The 18644-nt window shown below is 54.9% G+C and carries 13 protein-coding genes and 1 CRISPR repeat array; all 13 genes read right to left on the bottom strand.

Annotation, left to right across the window (positions count from 1 at the left end; all coding sequences use genetic code 11):
- Window positions 1-154 precede the first annotated feature (154 nt).
- Window positions 155-3903: direct repeats of the CRISPR family, unit length 28 nt; unit sequence TTTCTGAGCTGCCTGTACGGCAGTGAAG.
- Between the two features lie 129 nt (window positions 3904-4032).
- The 13 genes from cas6f to J122_RS16835 all read right to left on the bottom strand — a co-directional run bounded on the left by cas6f (window position 4033) and on the right by J122_RS16835 (window position 18558).
- Window positions 4033-4596, bottom strand: coding sequence for a type I-F CRISPR-associated endoribonuclease Cas6/Csy4 (gene cas6f, locus J122_RS16895; RefSeq protein ID WP_061333311.1), 564 nt, complete (start codon window positions 4594-4596; stop codon window positions 4033-4035).
- Between the two features lie 3 nt (window positions 4597-4599).
- A complete protein-coding gene (gene csy3 / locus J122_RS16890; RefSeq protein WP_061333310.1) occupies window positions 4600-5628 on the bottom strand; it encodes a type I-F CRISPR-associated protein Csy3 in 1029 nt (342 codons plus the stop codon).
- A 41-nt stretch (window positions 5629-5669) separates the two neighbouring features.
- On the bottom strand, window positions 5670-6668 hold the full coding sequence (gene csy2, locus J122_RS16885; protein ID WP_061333309.1) for a type I-F CRISPR-associated protein Csy2: 999 nt from the start codon (window positions 6666-6668) through the stop codon (window positions 5670-5672).
- Window positions 6665-8176, bottom strand: a complete 1512-nt coding sequence (gene csy1, locus J122_RS16880) for a type I-F CRISPR-associated protein Csy1 (protein ID WP_227510256.1) — start codon at window positions 8174-8176, stop codon at window positions 6665-6667. The genes csy2 and csy1 overlap by 4 nt, the downstream gene beginning before the upstream one ends.
- Window positions 8177-8462: 286 nt before the next feature.
- Window positions 8463-11846, bottom strand: coding sequence for a type I-F CRISPR-associated helicase Cas3f (gene cas3f, locus J122_RS16875; protein WP_061333307.1), 3384 nt, complete (start codon window positions 11844-11846; stop codon window positions 8463-8465).
- Complete coding sequence (gene cas1f, locus J122_RS16870; RefSeq protein WP_061333306.1) at window positions 11843-12820, bottom strand: type I-F CRISPR-associated endonuclease Cas1f; 978 nt, start codon at window positions 12818-12820, stop codon at window positions 11843-11845. Before cas1f ends, cas3f begins: the two co-directional genes overlap by 4 nt.
- An 82-nt stretch (window positions 12821-12902) precedes the next feature.
- Window positions 12903-13862, bottom strand: a complete 960-nt coding sequence (locus J122_RS16865; protein WP_061333305.1) for a helix-turn-helix transcriptional regulator — start codon at window positions 13860-13862, stop codon at window positions 12903-12905.
- Window positions 13863-13941: 79 nt separating this feature from the next.
- Window positions 13942-14367: a secondary thiamine-phosphate synthase enzyme YjbQ gene (locus J122_RS16860; protein ID WP_058091873.1), complete on the bottom strand. Its 426-nt coding sequence runs from the start codon at window positions 14365-14367 to the stop codon at window positions 13942-13944.
- Window positions 14368-14381: 14 nt separating this feature from the next.
- On the bottom strand, window positions 14382-15449 hold the full coding sequence (locus J122_RS16855; protein ID WP_061333304.1) for a succinylglutamate desuccinylase/aspartoacylase family protein: 1068 nt from the start codon (window positions 15447-15449) through the stop codon (window positions 14382-14384).
- Between the two features lie 6 nt (window positions 15450-15455).
- Window positions 15456-16361, bottom strand: coding sequence for a 30S ribosomal protein S6--L-glutamate ligase (gene rimK, locus J122_RS16850; protein ID WP_058091875.1), 906 nt, complete (start codon window positions 16359-16361; stop codon window positions 15456-15458).
- A gap of 2 nt (window positions 16362-16363) precedes the next feature.
- Entirely contained in the window at window positions 16364-16855 is a 492-nt protein-coding gene (locus J122_RS16845; RefSeq protein ID WP_061333303.1) for an ATP-dependent zinc protease, read from the bottom strand.
- A complete protein-coding gene (locus tag J122_RS16840) occupies window positions 16836-17723 on the bottom strand; it encodes a mechanosensitive ion channel family protein (RefSeq protein ID WP_061333302.1) in 888 nt (295 codons plus the stop codon). Before J122_RS16840 ends, J122_RS16845 begins: the two co-directional genes overlap by 20 nt.
- 22 nt (window positions 17724-17745) lie before the next feature.
- On the bottom strand, window positions 17746-18558 hold the full coding sequence (locus J122_RS16835; protein WP_061333301.1) for a hypothetical protein: 813 nt from the start codon (window positions 18556-18558) through the stop codon (window positions 17746-17748).
- Between the last annotated feature and the right edge of the window lie 86 nt (window positions 18559-18644).

Here is an 18644-nt window from a genome sequence, read left to right as displayed (position 1 = left end):
GTTGGTTATGTGTTGGCCTGGCACCCATTGCTCCACCATGGAAAACAAGGGGCCAATTGTTACACCCAACCGGCCAAGATAATTGTCGCTAACCGGTCATCCTAATTGTCGCCGAACAGAAGATTCCATCCAATGCAGAAACTCTTGGTTTTTCTTTCTGAGCTGCCTGTACGGCAGTGAAGGCCTGGATTATGCAAACCGGGCCTACGGAATCTTTCTGAGCTGCCTGTACGGCAGTGAAGGCTGGCGCCTGGTAGACATTGGGGAGCGCTGGTTTCTGAGCTGCCTGTACGGCAGTGAAGAGCGAGACACGCTACTGATTCGCTATCTCGATTTTCTGAGCTGCCTGTACGGCAGTGAAGTCGACACCAACATCCTCAGCAACGCCCGAGAATTTCTGAGCTGCCTGTACGGCAGTGAAGCGCCCAGCTGGCGGACTTTGGATTCTGCAATTTTTCTGAGCTGCCTGTACGGCAGTGAAGACTTGGATCTTGGCCAAGCCGTCCGATGAATTTTTCTGAGCTGCCTGTACGGCAGTGAAGAGCAAGTTCGATGCAATGGCGGCCCGGCTTGATTTCTGAGCTGCCTGTACGGCAGTGAAGGGTAGCTGTAAGCCCTATAACTCTCGCTTTTGTTTCTGAGCTGCCTGTACGGCAGTGAAGGAGACAGCCTCACGTGGACAGTCTCTATTTCTTTTCTGAGCTGCCTGTACGGCAGTGAAGCGTGATTCGCGCCAGCTGTGCGAATCGGTAAATTTCTGAGCTGCCTGTACGGCAGTGAAGATCTCGCTGGATTCTGTGGCGGACAAGCTGGGTTTCTGAGCTGCCTGTACGGCAGTGAAGTGGCTTTCCACGGTGCGAGCTATCCCGGCAATTTTCTGAGCTGCCTGTACGGCAGTGAAGGCCTTATCCCGGCGCTATTGCATGCGCATTCATTTCTGAGCTGCCTGTACGGCAGTGAAGGACAGCCGCCTGAGCGCCGTCGAGTATCAGAATTTCTGAGCTGCCTGTACGGCAGTGAAGTGGCGCTGTTTCTCGTAGCTGGATTTTGGGTATTTCTGAGCTGCCTGTACGGCAGTGAAGCCCTCATCTCGCCTCCTCAATCTCTTTCAGCATTTCTGAGCTGCCTGTACGGCAGTGAAGAAGGGACTGGCGGTCACTGGATTACGATGTGATTTCTGAGCTGCCTGTACGGCAGTGAAGGCAGCGGTGGATGCTGGTCAGTGCCGGTTTACTTTCTGAGCTGCCTGTACGGCAGTGAAGCAGTCCTCAGAACCTTTCGTCCTCCGCAAGCATTTCTGAGCTGCCTGTACGGCAGTGAAGGCAGCGCTGGATTCAAAGCAGTGCCGTTTTACTTTCTGAGCTGCCTGTACGGCAGTGAAGCTCAGTACGTAAAAGAGAATATCCGAGTTAAATTTCTGAGCTGCCTGTACGGCAGTGAAGCTGGTACAGACTGCAAAGCTTCAAGCCTGTCTTTTCTGAGCTGCCTGTACGGCAGTGAAGTGACGATGACGGCAATCAGGTGCCCGACCAGTTTTCTGAGCTGCCTGTACGGCAGTGAAGAGCCTCTTCCACCGCCTCGGCCTGCTTGCGGATTTCTGAGCTGCCTGTACGGCAGTGAAGGAAGAATACGAACGCGAATACCTGTCGCACTTTTTCTGAGCTGCCTGTACGGCAGTGAAGTGCAGCGGTAGACGAGCATGGGCGGGTGCAGTTTTCTGAGCTGCCTGTACGGCAGTGAAGGCCATGAGCTGGTGGGCGATGATAGCGGATATTTTCTGAGCTGCCTGTACGGCAGTGAAGTCGCACTGCTCTTTGCTCTGGATGGGCGGGAATTTCTGAGCTGCCTGTACGGCAGTGAAGGACGCTTTGAGGCCAACCGGAATCCCGTTTCTTTTCTGAGCTGCCTGTACGGCAGTGAAGTTGAGCGCATCCAGCAGGAATTGCAACGGGTATTTCTGAGCTGCCTGTACGGCAGTGAAGGTGAGCAATTTCGACCTTGCTGCATTTCGCAATTTCTGAGCTGCCTGTACGGCAGTGAAGGATCCTCAAGCGCCAGCTGGGGGTACGGCTTTTTTCTGAGCTGCCTGTACGGCAGTGAAGAAAGGCATCCATATAGATGTTGGCGAAGAGCTTTTCTGAGCTGCCTGTACGGCAGTGAAGTTCCAATGGCTCTCCGATGACATCTTGGCATTTTTCTGAGCTGCCTGTACGGCAGTGAAGCTCTCGGTGAAATTATTGAACATATCGGTGAGTTTCTGAGCTGCCTGTACGGCAGTGAAGTTCTGTGAGGTTGCAGAGCGCTAATGTCTCTCTTTCTGAGCTGCCTGTACGGCAGTGAAGGGTGGCATCTCAAGTTGGCAAGCGACAAACCATTTCTGAGCTGCCTGTACGGCAGTGAAGGATGCCTGGGACAGCAACACGCCACTGGATGATTTCTGAGCTGCCTGTACGGCAGTGAAGTAGGGTGGTTTTTTCTCAGAATCGTCAGCCTTTTTCTGAGCTGCCTGTACGGCAGTGAAGATCGCTCCGAGCACGTCCAGAACATCAGCCATTTTCTGAGCTGCCTGTACGGCAGTGAAGATCCCGCGCGCAGGATGTCAGCAACAGCGGGATTTCTGAGCTGCCTGTACGGCAGTGAAGGAGGGTAAGCGCCGTGGCTGACGCATGGGCATTTTCTGAGCTGCCTGTACGGCAGTGAAGACCGGGGGAGTTCATCAAAACCCGACCCTTATTTTCTGAGCTGCCTGTACGGCAGTGAAGCGGGATTAAGGGTATTTCGCTTTAGCATCATATTTCTGAGCTGCCTGTACGGCAGTGAAGCCTTGTCGCCGCAGGCTGGCAATCCCGCGCATTTTCTGAGCTGCCTGTACGGCAGTGAAGAACGCTTACCTGAACAAGCGCATTGCTGAACTTTTCTGAGCTGCCTGTACGGCAGTGAAGGCTGCCATCAACCATCTCAATGGCTCGCCCAATTTCTGAGCTGCCTGTACGGCAGTGAAGAGGCCAGCACGTCAGCGACCCGAGAAGAAGCGTTTCTGAGCTGCCTGTACGGCAGTGAAGTAGACCAGCACGCGCTCGCGCTTCTTCTCCTTTTTCTGAGCTGCCTGTACGGCAGTGAAGTTGTGCTGTCGAGGCCTTTCCGGGCTGTGTCAGTTTCTGAGCTGCCTGTACGGCAGTGAAGTCCATCAAGTTGAGAGCGTTAACGCCCGCAACTTTCTGAGCTGCCTGTACGGCAGTGAAGGATATGCTGCGCTCGGAAGAGGCCATCGAGACTTTCTGAGCTGCCTGTACGGCAGTGAAGAGCGTTCCAGTCTGGCGACGTTAACGCCATCCTTTCTGAGCTGCCTGTACGGCAGTGAAGGCTTCCAGTCGCAGCGGGTAGCCCTGCTCGATTTTCTGAGCTGCCTGTACGGCAGTGAAGCTGCAAGCGCAGGGCTATAACGTCCGGCTCAATTTCTGAGCTGCCTGTACGGCAGTGAAGTTCAGGCTACCGAGAGTCAGACGCTTGTCATTTTTCTGAGCTGCCTGTACGGCAGTGAAGTTCATCTCCCTGACTTCTTGCCGGGTTTGGGATTTCTGAGCTGCCTGTACGGCAGTGAAGTTTGCCGAGTTTGTTCGCACCAACGATCCCTCTTTCTGAGCTGCCTGTACGGCAGTGAAGCCCCGCCTCCCGACCAGCCCATCAAGGGTGATTTTCTGAGCTGCCTGTACGGCAGTGAAGGAGCGCCAGATGGGACGGCTACAGCGATCAGTTTTCTGAGCTGCCTGTACGGCAGTGAAGGTCTCCTCACGCAAAGCGGCCTGTGCGCTGTTTTTCTGAGCTGCCTGTACGGCAGTGAAGATGCGGGACACCGCCGATGTCTACGCTCTGCTTTTCTGAGCTGCCTGTACGGCAGTGAAGTAGCGATAATACACCGTAAGTTTCTAGTTTTTAAAGAGCAATAGAAAAATAGCGGGCAAAACCCATTTTTTCTGGTAGCCCGCTATCTCATTGATTTATATACTTCTTAATTCCAGCCCTAAAAAAGGGTCAGAACCAAGGAATGGTTGCCGTTTTACTCAGGCCGTAAGAGTTGAATTCCCCTTCCGCCGGGCCAGACTGCTCTGGCAAATGCTCGATGAACAAGGGAAACTTCCGCGCTGTACTCTGGCTCCGAAGCATTACAAAGGGGTACTTCAGTTTGCATTCGGCACTGTCCGGAATAATACTTCGTGCTTCTTCCAGCGAAACATTATGTCGTTTCGCATGCCGGCGCCTCAAGCGTTCAGCATTGGTTTTGCCCTGAACCCTTCTGACGACCCTGTGCGTTACGCCGTCCGGAACCAGGCCGGGACTACCCACACACACATGGTCTCCCATTCCGGTGAGCCAGGGGCTACTCATCAACCGATCCAATGTTGCCGAATCGCTGTGCAGACGAAGCACGCTTCCCAGAGTGCGCGGCTTGCTGGTATGTTCCGGAAAGCTAACACCCAGATTGCTCATCGCCATATCAGTCAACGCCCTGTGTAATTTGCCATACAGCACACTCATCAAGAGCGGAGCCGTGAACTCGGGATCAGGCCGTATCTCGATGTTCAGGAAATAGTCCATGATTCAACCGGCCTCCCCGAACACCCCACCACGAATCAGTGTGGCGACAACAAAGTGCTGCTGTTCAACCGGTGGTACTTTGTCCTTGATAATCCAGCCGTCCAGCAGTGAGTAAAAATCCACCTTCTGTTTCGGCTGCCGATAAGCTTTGCCCTGTGTGGTTACTGACCCGTAGGGTTCAACGGCAATGGGGCCAAGATCTTCTTCCGTGGGATACCAGGTATCGATTGTGCGCAGTGCGTTCCCCAGCTTCTGAGAGTGAATGCCGGCCACACCCCCAACGTCGTACAGGGTTTTGCTTTTGGTTGACTTCCCTTTATCAAGGATTAATTCCTGAGACGGGAATACTTCCTGCCCATTCCCAACCCGCACAAACGCAGTTATCTCAAGCAGCACGTGGCTTGAACCAACCAATCCTTCTGCGATTGTATTTGCCAAAGCATCCAGGTCATCCTTGGAAGACTGCGGCACATCGAATCCCCTGAGTGAGAAGTCGAGCGCATTGAACACCCACGTATTGGATGCGGAACCGTTCCTGATCTGTCGAACCTGAACCTCGATATTTTCAGATCCAATCCGATTCCGCCACAAAAACCGGCCATTCGCCAGATTGTAGGCGTACCGGGAAGCGAGCTCGGTGAACCCTTGGTCGGTGACATACCCGCCGACAACGGATTGCAGCTTTTCCCGGTACTCTGAATTATTACAGGCGGACGGCTGGCCCGTTCCTCCCAACACTCGCAATGTGAACCTCGTCATGAGCGTATCCGCATCGCTCGGCAACATGGCTACATCCACGGTTTGCAAGTTCGGGTTCTCAATCTGCGCATCCAGCTTTGCAGGATCCTGATCCTTGGTTTTTAGCCTGTTAGAAATCGTTCCGCGAACCGATTTCTCCCGCAGACCTATCGGAGCCCAATCGTCAGCCTTACTCCTGTCTTCCCAATTCCCACTGAAGAGCAGTGCATCGGAAGGGTCTAGCTTGCGCTCGAAAGCGAGGACAGATGCAGTTTTCAGAGTGTTATTGGTCATGTGGTTGTTCCTTTTGATTGATGGCGATTGTCTGGTAGTGGTCAGGCGCAGCGCCTGCGCCCACCGTAGGGATTACTGCACTGATAGATGCCGGAATCCGGGTCGGCATCGGATACCCAGAGCAGATCATCAATGGTTTTGAGTCGGTGTGGACTTACCCATTCACCAATGGAATAGAGAGTTTCTACAAACCGGAACGGTGTTGAGTTATCCCTCGCCCGGGCTACCTGTCCCGGAGGGTAGAGATCAGAAAGTGCGCCGTAGCCAACAGGGATAGGCACAATCCATCCCGGTGGCCGACGCACTTGCCAGTTCAAGTCCTTCCGTCCGCTCTCAGCCGATTCTTCCTCAACACCATCAGCGGTCTCCGGATAAACGTGTAACCTTGATAGATCGAGCCAGGCATCCAGAGCCGTCGCGTCCGGCTGTTCGCTTCGCATATCCTGGAGCCTTTTCTCCAGCAAATCCTGCCGGGACACCAAGGCAAATCCCGGCAATAATTGGCGGCGAATTTTACGGAATTGCTGCTGCCACTCATTTTCAGACTCGTCGATCCGGATAAGACTGGGCTGGTGCTGCCAGTTGGATCGCTTCATTCGCGGGATCACGGAGCCTCCGGCAACACGCATACCAGAAAGAATATGAGCGACATCGTCGGCAATGATTTTCAATTCCCCATTACCTTCCGCGAGCGCCGGGCCAGCCACACCAAACACCAGTGAAATTTCCAGGTGTGCCCTGCCCTCTTCCGCAATGGCGGACGTACTACCATCTTTGCCCACCGGATTACGTGTCAGGCGGAATGCCCGCGTGTACCCGCCTTCGGTCACTTGTGGTTCAAAGTGATGGCAGATAACACCAACCCTCTCCAGCATTAACTCCATGCTTTCGGGCAGCTTGCGGTCAAGTGCCTGCATCAGACCAACAAACGCCGTAATCGCCGGGAATCCCCAGGTCATAGGCGATGAGATAGCATTCGCGTTCTGGACCTTGATGCGCGGTATTATCAGGATTCCTTCTATCGTTGATTCCGCCGTCATGCTTCCAGCTCCATTTCCAGTTCATCAAAGGCAGCCATCCAACGCTTGTCGTCGCTAAGCCCCTTCATCCAGTCTCCATCCCGCTTGAGCTGGTCAGACCAATGTTTGTGCTCGGGATCACCAACCGGAAGAGTCCCGGCAAGTGCGTGGTTTAGCCAATTGGCAAAGCGGTGGCGAATGGTGCCGGGCCAATCACCCTTCATCCATTGCTGCCTGAATAGTTCATCCAACTCGGCCCGGCCAGGATCCAGCCAAAGCTGCTCAGCTTCCGGGAGACGACACTCTACAGATGCAGACCAGCCTGAAGGCAAGGTGCGCAGCTCCGCTGCAAACTGCAGGAGTTCGCCGCAGAGGTCATCAATCAACTCATCCCGAGTATTCCTTGTCTGCAAATTTTTGGCGGGATCAGCCGCCAGAAATTCAACCAACTGACGGAGTAGTCGTTTCGTTTCCGCACGATAGCCAAACAAGGGGAACACGGAATCCTTGTTAAGCGGCGGCTTTACATCGCGGGATTGCCACTGGGGTGGGAGCGAGGCTAAAAGATAGTTGTTGCCTCCCCGCTCGCTGTTCAACTGGCTGATATTCTGGGGCTTGGTGCCGCCCAGTTTCTGAACCGCCAGCTCCGGGTATTCATAGAAACCATGGTCAAACGGCTTTTTTTCCCGCCGGGCTTGCCGAGCTTCCTTCTGACGTTCTCCAAACCGGTCCCTATTAATACGCTGAAAGACTTCATGGGCAAGTGATGTGGCGTATATGGGGGACAGCAAGTGATAACCGTCGTCCGCACCAGGATCGTCCCCCACAAGGAAATACACTTGCTTCGCCTTTGTGTGGGAGCTCTCCGAAGAACCAGGTGAGGTAATGCCGGCGAAAGCCTCCACCCACTCCTCAGCCTGGGTGCGGTCATTCGACAAAGCTGCAATCAGGGATTCATCTCTTTCCAGCACCCTGTCCAAAAGCGACTTACCGGCAAATGTCAGCCTTAGAAATTTATAAACATCCAGAGCGGCAGCATTTCCAACCACATCTGCATTAAACGACTCACCCAGAGAACTGGTCCCTACAAGACCGCCTGCGTTGAGCTCGCCCGGCGGTCTATAGAGACTGGAGCCTTTCGCATCCGGGTGGGTGGCTTTGAGGGAATGGGTGACTAACTGAATCTGAGCCACACGGCGTGCAGCATCGGCGACCCAGTTTTCGAATCGGAACTGTTCATTTAATTCCTGACGCTTGGGGTCGTCTTCTGAGAGCTTCTCAAGTTTTCCCTCAAGTCGGGCCTGGACAAACCTCTCCATGAGCATACGCAGACTCTGGGAAACCTCTGATTTGCTGGATTTGGACATATTTGTTGGCTCGCTGTTTTCGACACCCAGATTTGTGGAATGTCTGGTACACTTAATCTTGCTTACGGGCCTCACAACCCAAAGCATTGGGGCGGGCAAAGCCCGCCCCTGAGTATCTTCTAACAAAGTGTTTGCCAAGCACCGTTCTTCCTCCTTACCCACGCCCAATAATCCGCGGGTGATCTGAGCCCTCCAGGACTCGTATAGGAGATAGCCCCGATGATGGGTGAGAGCATCATCGGGGCCGCCAAGAACAAACTCTACTCCTGGCGCACACAACCTGTCAAATCTTTAATACCACATTATATTATCAAAGCATGAATGATTCATTCTGGATTCTGAGGTAGACTCCCGCTACTGCCGAACAGGCAGCTTAGAAATGTCACAACTTCAATACGACGTCTTCTGCCGAGCAGGCAGCAGTGGGCCGGCCACAGTGACCGGCCCACTATTTAGCTTGAGAAAACCCAAGCACCGGGTGATATCGCCACCCCTGTTCGCTTTCCCTAAGGGTGACAACCCCAAATTTCCGTGCACAGGCCTCCAACTCCATATCGAGTTCCTCAGCCAATGCGACCAAGGCTTCCATGTAATCCGACTCTCCCCAAGGCTCAACGCCAGCCCCCAGCAGTGTCTCTACTGCAATTCTGTGATTCTTCTTTTCCATAGGAATCAAAAGATCGGGACCAGCCCGGCTACTGGTATCCACCTGATGCAACTCGTAATCCTCACCGCTTTCATCGGGCATCAACACCAATTCATTCTGAACGGTCGTATTTTCCCTGAACGGCTGATGCTGTGGGCAAACACCGGTTAAGGTTCCATGGGGGAGCGACCACCATGAATAGGCCCTGAACGGCGGAAGTGGCTTTGGCGCGTCGGCCTTCATTCTTTGCCGGCGCGTAGTTGGTTTGTTTGTGGATGCCACTTCCTCCGATGAAACCTCCACAGGCAGAAGCATCAGGTCGGCAAGCCGGGCATGCTCCAGGTCGATAAGACTATCGTGGGGTGCAAGAGGTGAGCGGGCCATTATGCGAGGACGGGCATCAATGGCGGCCACTTCATCACTTGTCAGCAATTCGGTCAGGTGGTGGGAATTAAGTAGCCACTTGCCTTCCGACTCGAACCCAGGGCGGCAAAACGCCGGATCCCCCGGACTTCTCAGGTGCTTAATATTCACATCGAAGACACGAATATTGGTGGCCTCCCACTTTTCAGTACGATGTCTGCGAACCCGCCCCGCAAGCTGAATCAATGACCGCATGGAAGAAGGCTCAACAATCGCCCAGTCGTAGTCATGATCCCGACCAACCTCAGTGACAGGGGAGCCCAACACGATAAAGATATGGTCGGGTTCATCCGACGAATCCAGGCGTGACCGGATGTCGGTAATATCGAACACCCGTTGCGGCTTTCTTCTATCCAGTACGTTGTCCAATTGCTGCTCAATGGATGATCGAATCAACAATGGGTGCTGGGAATGATAAACACAGAGATGGATGCGAGGCGCCTCTGGGGAATCGCTGTTAAAAATATTGATGGCAACGTCAATCAGGGGCTCTATATTGGCCATCCGGACCAGACCGAAACTGACCCTTTTCCCGGATTTCGGATCAGAGGAATGATTGGCTTCATGCAATGCCACGGCATGGCGGACCACGTCATCAGCCACCGACCGACAGATTGCCTTCAGATCTCTTCCGTCCGCACTCAAAGGGACCACCTCGCTACGGCGCCTGACAGCGGACTCACCCAATTTTCTATATCTACTCTTCACGAATGCGCCGTGGGCTTCACTGAAACTATTACGCTCCGCGCAGTCAGCATGATGCCGGTCGAATTCATCAAACCAAGCACAGCAGATATTCACGGGCTGTCCAGGGATACCCCGGTTTTTCTGGTACTGCAACCGCCCATCCCGATAAGCATCAAACAGGCCTTCGATCAGGGCCGGGGGCAGTGTGGCGGAGGACAGCAACACGCGCGAGCCCAGAAGGCCAGCCCAATGAACCAACCGGGTCAACGCTGGTAAGTCGTTCATGTCAAAGTCGTCTGGCTCATCCAGTACCAGATCGCTACTCATCAACCGGATCATGGGAGCTATCTGGTGGCCGCCCCTTAGGCTCTCTGTAGCAGGAATCAGATGATCGACGGTACAGGTGAGAATCGGAGCCGAGATAAGCGCTCTGACGTGATTGTCCTGGCCGGTTCGGCGCAGTACCGGATGGGCCTCGAAGTTGCCCTCAAAATGCACATAGGTGTCGTCGTCCAGCAGGGGCTGGGATGAAGCCGAACCGGTTTTCTCCGCCTCGCTCTGCTGATGCTCGAACAGAGTCCGGTTAGCGGTCCCTCCAACCCGAATAGCCAGATCGTCATCACCGAGTTTCATCAGGTCCCGATAGGCCTTACCCGTTTGCAGGGTCAGTGTTCTGAGGCCCAGTGCAATGGAAAACCGAGCGCCTCGTTGCGGATCCGCCAGGGCATACATGATACGGCCATTGGCGAGAGTCTTGCCGCAACCTGTTGAGGCCATGTTAACGCCGAAGAAGCCCTGGTCCACGCTGCGACTACGCAGCCCCTCGGCAAGGTCAAAGGCCTTGTCCTGCCAGCGAAAACGGGCATGGTCACTCCTTTTACGAAACCCCTTATGGCGCGCCAGGCTAGGCAGGCTATCGGTCAGGGATGGTAGTGACCGGCAAATGGCTCCTGCATGATGCTCCACACCCAGCAAATGTTCATCCAGCGGTTGATTAAGCTCCCCTGTTTTACGGTTGGTGTTAGCGTAAAGCCGGTAGTGAGGGTCGCCTGCCGTGCGCAGCTTCGGATCTGTCAGGCTGGAGTAATGATGGTCCGCCAGCATCAGCGACATTCGAGCCACATGCATCACGTAGGGATAATCCAGCCAATCGGTTTCCAGCATTCCTTGCCGGTTCATCATTCGTATTGCTACAGAGGAAGCGCGCTCACACCATTTCCCGGTACTGACCGGAAGCCCTTCTTTAAAATTCCAGTAGGGCTCAAGTTCGCTTGGTCGTGAATCACGAACAATCTCGTTCCAGCCCGGTCCGATTTTGCTCACCACATCACGCAACAGCCCAGAGCCAAAACCTGGAACCTTTTTTCCCAGCCGATCCTGCTCACCATCAGGCCTTTGACCAGGCAGAACTGGCAGGCGATGATGGGTAAGCACAAGCCAGCCCACTGCTTTTGCTAAAGGTGGCAATTGTTGGAATGGCTTTGACGTATCGTTGTCGAGACCATCCCGTTGCAGGTTCCGCAGCCAGGAATGCTTGTCATCATCTGATGGGTTTGCGAGTCGTTTCAGCCAACCAACATCGTCGTCACTGCCAACGAACGCCTGGAATAGCCTCAGCGACAGCCACTCGTGACGATAGCGATTCTTTTCCATAGGCTTGGTGCTGATTAAGCGCTGCTGGAAAGCCTGGCAGGCTTTACCCAGGTCGTGCAGCAATGCGGCCAGAGCCGTCAGCAGTCGAATTTCCTCGCCCGTGTGCCAATCGTTTTCATCCCCTGCCCGCAGGATGTTGCGGCTGGTACTGTTGGTCGGCACCACGCCCCGGGAGCTGAATTTTTTTGCGTCCCCTACTATCCAGATCAGCTCACTATGGTCTTTTCCCCGAATCCAGTGGCACGCGACCGCTGTATTTTTTCTCGCTTTCTTTCGCAGGAGACGGCGAAGGGTGTCTAATCCTGCTTGAGTAATCGGAGTTTGCCATGTCCGCTCACCCTTGCGCTCAGCAAATTGATCCAGAATTCGGCGAGTTTCCGGCAACGCATTGCCCGAACACTGCGAAACAAACAGCACATTCATGACTTGTCCGCCTTCGTGGTAACCGCCACGTCTTTAAGAGTGTCGATCATGAAATCCAGCGATTCAGAGCGAGACAAAGCCTCTATGCATGCCTGACGAAACTCCTGCTCCTCATCCCCTCTCATGGCAGAAACAAAGGCCTGTGGCAGGATAACAGCGTCTTTAACCAGATCGGCTGCATCGAAGACAAGTCCGCCCCTACGGGTTTTTCCGTGCAGAACGGCCAAGCCGTGGGGCAGCCCGAGAACCCAGGTTGCCGTTGCACCAAGGCCGTATGCTAGGTAATTGCCGTGATCCAGGAAGCGGTTTGCCGGGTCAACACTCCCTCCGCGTTTGGCCCGCACGAAGGATCCGTAATCGACTGCCTGGGAAGCCATCTTGAACAGTTTTTTGGTCAACCTGGCCTCTTCTGTGAGTAATGCGATGTTATCCGCCGCCTCAAATACTCCATCCTTTGCTGAGTCCAGTATTGGATCAAGCGTTTCCGGCTGTATGGAAAACCCACTTTCCGAAAGTAACCGGTTATTAATCCAGTGCGCTCTTATGCGGTTCAACCTAGCGATCTGGAATGCCTTGGCTGCTATCAATCTCAGTTCATCATCAAACCAGAAGCCTACCCACGCCTGAAGGTACTCGGTTGGTCTGTACTCACTTTGTGGGGAAAACCACGCCACCTCAATATCGACTTCGTTCGCAGAGAACAATGGTGTCCCGCCCCCACCGCAGAACCCAACAAGTACACCCGCTTTGGCCAGCTCCCGCATCGCAGCCTGGGTAATCGACGTTCCGGTTCCAAGTAACACTGAAGTGGTATTGGCAATCGGAATATTCCAGTAAAGAGACCTACGTCCTTCCTCGGTGACGAACTCCACACGCCCGCCGTTAACCAATACCCGGCAGTACTCCAGGTAGTAAAGGTTGGCTCTTTTTGATTGCAAGATCGTTTTTAAGTCGCTGGAAGTCAGGTCGTCCATTTAATAATCATCCGGTCGGGCTACTTGTTTACCAAACATAACAGCAGTACTGCCCCAACCACTGCACCACCGAAAAAAATCCTCAGTAGATCTCTGCCATTCTGCGAACCCTGGTCACCACTTCACGCCTGAGGCTTTCCGGCGCAACAACCTCAACATCCGGCCCATAGCGCAATATCTCCATAACCAACTCACGCTCATCAGAGTAGGGAACATGAAGGTGGTAGCTGCCACCCTGCCACTCACTTTTTTGTTCTTCATGCCAGATTTCTTCGGCCACCCAGCGGGCCGCATGCTCGGTAAACTTCAGGTGGGCGATTTGTGTTGCTGCACCCCCGAATATTCCGAACCCAGAGCCCGCAAAGGCGTCCAGGTCATCTTTCAATGCTTTTTTGGATGGATCAGCAGAAACGGAGGGGGCAGACATTCGGTCCAGTGAAAACAACCGGAGGGCATTTGCTTCGTCACAAATAGCCAGCAAATACCAATTAGAGCGGTAATGCACTAACCGCTGGGGGTGCACGGTTCGCAGCTTGTCTGTGCCCGTGCTTCTGGAGAGGTAATGGAAGGTCAGGCATTTGCCCGCAAGCGTTGCTTCGGCAACCGGATCAAAAATCTGGTGTTCCGCTGAGCGGGTCTGGATTGGTTGGATTCGAATGCGCTCGCTGATGGTCTCTGCATCATGGCCGGATTCACCCAACAAATCCCGGATTCTTGTCCTCAGCGGAGCCAGGCGATTAGTGATAAGCCCGGGCTGGACGTTCTCCAGGAGGTACTCGCAGGCTAGCAGGGCATACAGCTCTGCTGGATTCATCCAAAACCCTGGCAGCTCAAATACAGGCGCTTCCGGTTCATAGTGGTGGCCGTTCTCTTCCCGGCAGTATTCGATTGGAGCACCCAGGGAGTCTCGCAGGTACTCGAAGTCTCGGGTGATGGTATTCCGGCTGGCCTCCAGTTCTTCCATAAACCTGCGCATGGGAACTGGCTTTTTAGCACTGCGAAGTAATTCGTGGATTCGGTAAATGCGGTAAAAGCGACTCACTTGCTCTCCTTGCTGAACATCCCTCCTCAAGCAAGATTAGCTACATATCCATTCGGGTGCCACTTTAGGTTACAAACGCTCACCAACGCCCCTGCAACGTCGCCACAATCTTCCGGCTACCGGCGTTATCCCGGTGTTCACACACATAGATACCCTGCCAGGTACCCAGGGCCAGATGGCCGTGACTGATGGGCAGCGTCAGTGACGGGCCGATCATCACACTCTTGATGTGGGCCGGCATGTCGTCCGGGCCTTCCATGGTGTGCTCATAATGCGGAGCATTCTGGGGCACCATAACGTTGAAATGGCGCTCCAGATCGCCCCGGACATCGGGATCGGCATTCTCGTTGACCGCCAGGGACGCGGAGGTATGCTGGATGAACAGGTGCAGCAGCCCCACTTCGCAGTTGGTCAGTTCCGGCGCCTGGGCCAGAATTTCATTGGTGACCAGGTGAAAACCCCTGGGCAGCGGGGCCAGTTCGATGGTGTTCTGGTGCCAAATCATAGTACCAACTCCGGTTATTTTTGCAGTTCGTCCCAGGGGTGTACGGGCACTACCGCGTCTTCCGACACTTCGCTCTCGAAGGAGCTGCGGAAGTAGTCCATGGCTTTTTCAGCTTCGCCCAGCTCGTCGAAGCGGGCGATGTGATAGATGGCCTCGCCTTCGTTCACCAGTGGCAGGTTGTTCACACAGATCACAATGCCGGAACAGGGGGACGTGATCGCCACCTCCGACTCACCAAAGGGGTCCGCCACCATGGCCAGTTTCTGACCTTTACGCACCTTCTGGCCGAGGCTGGCCACGGGGCGCATGATGCCGTCCATATCCGCCCGCACCCACTGTGAATTAGCCGCAGTTTCAGAGCGCTTTCTGGGCGCCCTCGGGCCTTTCTTGGCAGGCACCATTTCCAGTTCCCGCATCACCCGGATAATACCCTTCACACCGCTGGCGATAACAACATCATCAAAGCGCAAGGCCTCACCGCCTTCAAAGGTGATGACAGGAATATCCAGGGAATCGGCGTAGGCCCGCAGGCTGCCTTCCCGAAGACCCGCATTAATGATGATGGGGGCGCCAAAGGCATCCGCCATTCGGGAGGTTTCCGGGTTCTTCAGCTCGGCCCGGATTTGCGGCAGGTTGAAGCGGTGAATGGCGCCGGTGTGCAGGTCGATAATGTGGGTGACCTTTTCCATAATTTGGGTGCGCAACAGGTAGGCAATGCGGCCGCCCAGCGAACCGGTTTCCGAGCCCGGGAAGCAACGATTCAGGTCCCGGCGGTCCGGCAGGTAACGGGTGCGCTGCACAAATCCGAAGATGTTAACGATAGGAACTGCCACCAGCGTGCCCCGCAGGTGCCGGAGCGCGCCGTTTTTCAACACCCGGCGGATGATTTCCACACCGTTGATTTCATCGCCATGAATCGCACCACACACCATCAGCACCGGGCCGTCACGGCGGCCGTGCACCACTTCCACAGGAATGTGCAGCGGTGTATGGGTATAGAGTTTGGCCACCGGGACTTCCACAGTCTCACGGGTACCGGCTTTTACCTGTACGCCAGCGATTTCAAACGGTGCTCTTGCCATGCGCGCTTATCCCCTGCCCCGGGTTTTGGTTTTCCAGGGTTTGTAGTTCTTTTCTGTCCAGTTAATGATCATGCCTGCCACGTTCTTGCCGGTGGCATTCTCGATGCCTTCCAGGCCCGGCGAGGAGTTTACTTCCATCACCAGCGGGCCACGGCTGGAGCGCAGCAAGTCCACACCCGCCACGTTCAGGCCCATGGCCTTGGCGGCGGTAATAGCGGTGCGGCGCTCTTCCGGGGTAATGCGGACCAGCGAGGCCGTACCGCCCCGATGCAGGTTAGAGCGGAACTCACCCTCGGCGCCCTGGCGTTTCATGGCGGCAATCACCTTGTCGCCAATCACAAAACAGCGAATGTCAGCGCCGCCGGCTTCCTTGATGAACTCCTGCACCAGGATGTCTGCCTTCAGGCCCATAAAGGCCTCAATCACTGATTCTGCCGCCTTGCGGGTTTCCGCCAGCACCACGCCAATGCCCTGAGTACCCTGCAACAGCTTGATCACCACCGGCGCGCCGCCCACCATTTTCAGCAATTCCGGCACGTTGTCCGGCTTGTTGGCAAAGCCGGTGACCGGCATGCCCACGCCCTTACGGGCCAGCAGCTGCAGGGAACGCAATTTGTCCCGGGAACGGGTAATGGCCACGGATTCGTTCAGCGGAAACACCCCCATCATTTCGAACTGGCGCAGTACCGCAGTGCCGTAGAAGGTGACCGAGGCACCAATCCGGGGAATCACCACGTCGAAGTCTTCCAGCACTTCTTCGTGATAGTGGATCAACGGGTTCGCAGAAGTGATGTTCATGGAGCAATGCAAGGCATCGATCACCTTCACTTCGTGGCCACGGTTAATGCCTTCCTCCACCAGACGCCGGGTTGAGTACAGGTGACGGTTTCGCGACAGTACCGCAATTTTCATATTCAGGTCCTTAATGCCGGCTTACCGGCCAGGTAGGAAGCTTCAGGGTAGATCAGGGACCGGCCCGCCATGGCGGTACGGCCCAGCAACATCCGGAACCGCATGGAATCCCGGTTGGTCAGTGTCATTTCAATAGGCCAGCTCTGATCGCCCACCACCAGGGTGGTCTCAATCACCAGCCGCATTTCTTTGTGCCCTCCGGAATCCGATACCGTTCGCTCATCAAGCACTTTGGCATCGCATTCCACCACCTGGTGCAAATCGTTCTGAACGGGGTGTACCCAGAATTTCACCCGGCGTTCTCCGTTCTCCGTGTAGGGTTCGGTGCGAAAGGTGTGCAGGCACGATGTGCGCGCACCGGTATCCACTTTCGCCTTGATTCGGCCAATATCCAGATCCGGCAGGGCCACCCATTCCCGCCACCCCAGAGCGATCTTGTTATCCGCCTGGATGGGTTGAGTGCTCTTGATTGCTTCAGTTGTCTCGCTCGACATCCGGGGAGTCCTTATCTTTCTGTTGTTCCGGGCCCATCAGTTGCACACGGAAGGGCGCGGAATGGCTACCGGCGTATATGCTGGTATGGGGGAACGGAATCTCGATACCCTGCTGATCCAGTGTTTTCTTGATGGCCACCATCATGCCGCCACGGCCCTCGAAGAATTTGTCTTTGGGTACCCAGAAGGAAAATTGCAGATCCACGGAGGACGCGCCAAAGCCCGTTACCAGAACAAAAGGCTTGGGTTCTTCAAGGCATACCGCATTTTTCTCCGCCAGCTCCAGCAACAGATCACTGACACGCTCTACATCTTCCGCGTAGGCAATACCCACCGTCAGATCAATCCGGCGAATGGGAAAGCGGGAGCGGTTCACCAACCGGGTCTTGATCAGGGTTTCATTGGGGATTCGTACATACAGGTTGTCCGGTGTGCGCAGTTTCACACTCAGCAAGTCAATAGAAACGATTTCCCCGATAGTGGCATCCACCTCGATAAAGTCACCAATCTCGAAGGGTTTCTCAATGACCAGGAACAACCCGCTGATGATGTTGGAGGCTGAGGTTTGCGAGGCAAAACCGATGGCGACGGTCAGAATACCGGCGGCACCCAGGACAACCTCGAGAGAAAAACCAGCCTCGCGCAGCGCTGCCATGGCGAACAACATGAAGATTGCATAGAAGAACAACCGGCGAATCATCACCATGTGATGGCGAGACACCCGGCTCTCAACCATACGGCCAACGCTGCGGGCCACCAGTGAACCCAGAACGATACCCAGAGCCAGCAAGAATCCGGCGGACAACCACTGCCCCCAGGCAATCCCGTTGATCACCTGTGTTATGGTTGCCTGAATTGCTTCCAACACGTAACTGCTCCTGTAGCGGCTGTTAGCCAAACATATGGTCGAAGGCGCGAACCAGCCTTCGGCCCCGGGCAAGCTTTTCCCGGGCCGGAGCGATGGCTTCGCAAGGGCCAGCCTCAGCAACCACAGACGACGCTATCTGCAAGCTGGCAGAACTCATGTCCGTTTCGCATTCCACCGTGATACCGGGTGTCCACAGCTGCCCTTTCTCGTTGCGATACAGAGACAACAAGGGCGTAGGCATGCTGAAACGCTCCAGCAGGAGCGGTTTCTCCCGACTGTTGATAATGGTGACCGGAGTAACCGCCCGCCAGGGCCTTTTGGGTACCGCTTCCAGCGCTAATCGCCCGTATGTCGACGAGGCGTAACACAACTCGCCTTCACGGGTATTCCGGCCAAGCCAGGTCAGGGAAGGTGGCGCCAGCGGGATTTCCGCCAATTCCAACCGCTCTTCACCCACGCAGACTTTCATCCAGAGTGCGGTGCCCACATAGAGAACGCAACGGGCGCCGGGTGGAATTGTCAGGGGCTGAAAGGGACGAATCACCGTTGGCAGACTGGCCATGGCCGGATAAAAGTTCACCATACCTTTGTCACTGGCCCGAACGAAACGCTGAACCGCAATGTCGGCAGAGGGCAATGTATGGCCGATGGACTCAAGCCAGTGCTGGGGATCGGACTCGACGTCTATCTTCTGCTCCCGGATTTGCCATTCAAGGTCCAGCAAAGTCACCCATAACCGAGTGTGACCAAGCTGGTGCTGCTGTGTCTGGCCGGAAGCCAGTTGGTATGGGTGTGCCCAGACACCATCGCGCTGGCTTTCGGTAACGTCAGTCATGCCGAAGAAAAAACTCCTTTTGGGGTAACCGGCTAGTCTGCTTAACTATAATCCAATCCGGTAGTTACAGCGAATATACAAGCCAA

The organism is Marinobacter excellens LAMA 842, assembly GCF_001574445.1.
Taxonomy (GTDB): domain Bacteria; phylum Pseudomonadota; class Gammaproteobacteria; order Pseudomonadales; family Oleiphilaceae; genus Marinobacter; species Marinobacter shengliensis.
The sequence above is the reverse complement of the archived record's forward strand: the minus strand, read 5'-3'. Positions and strand labels throughout refer to the sequence as shown.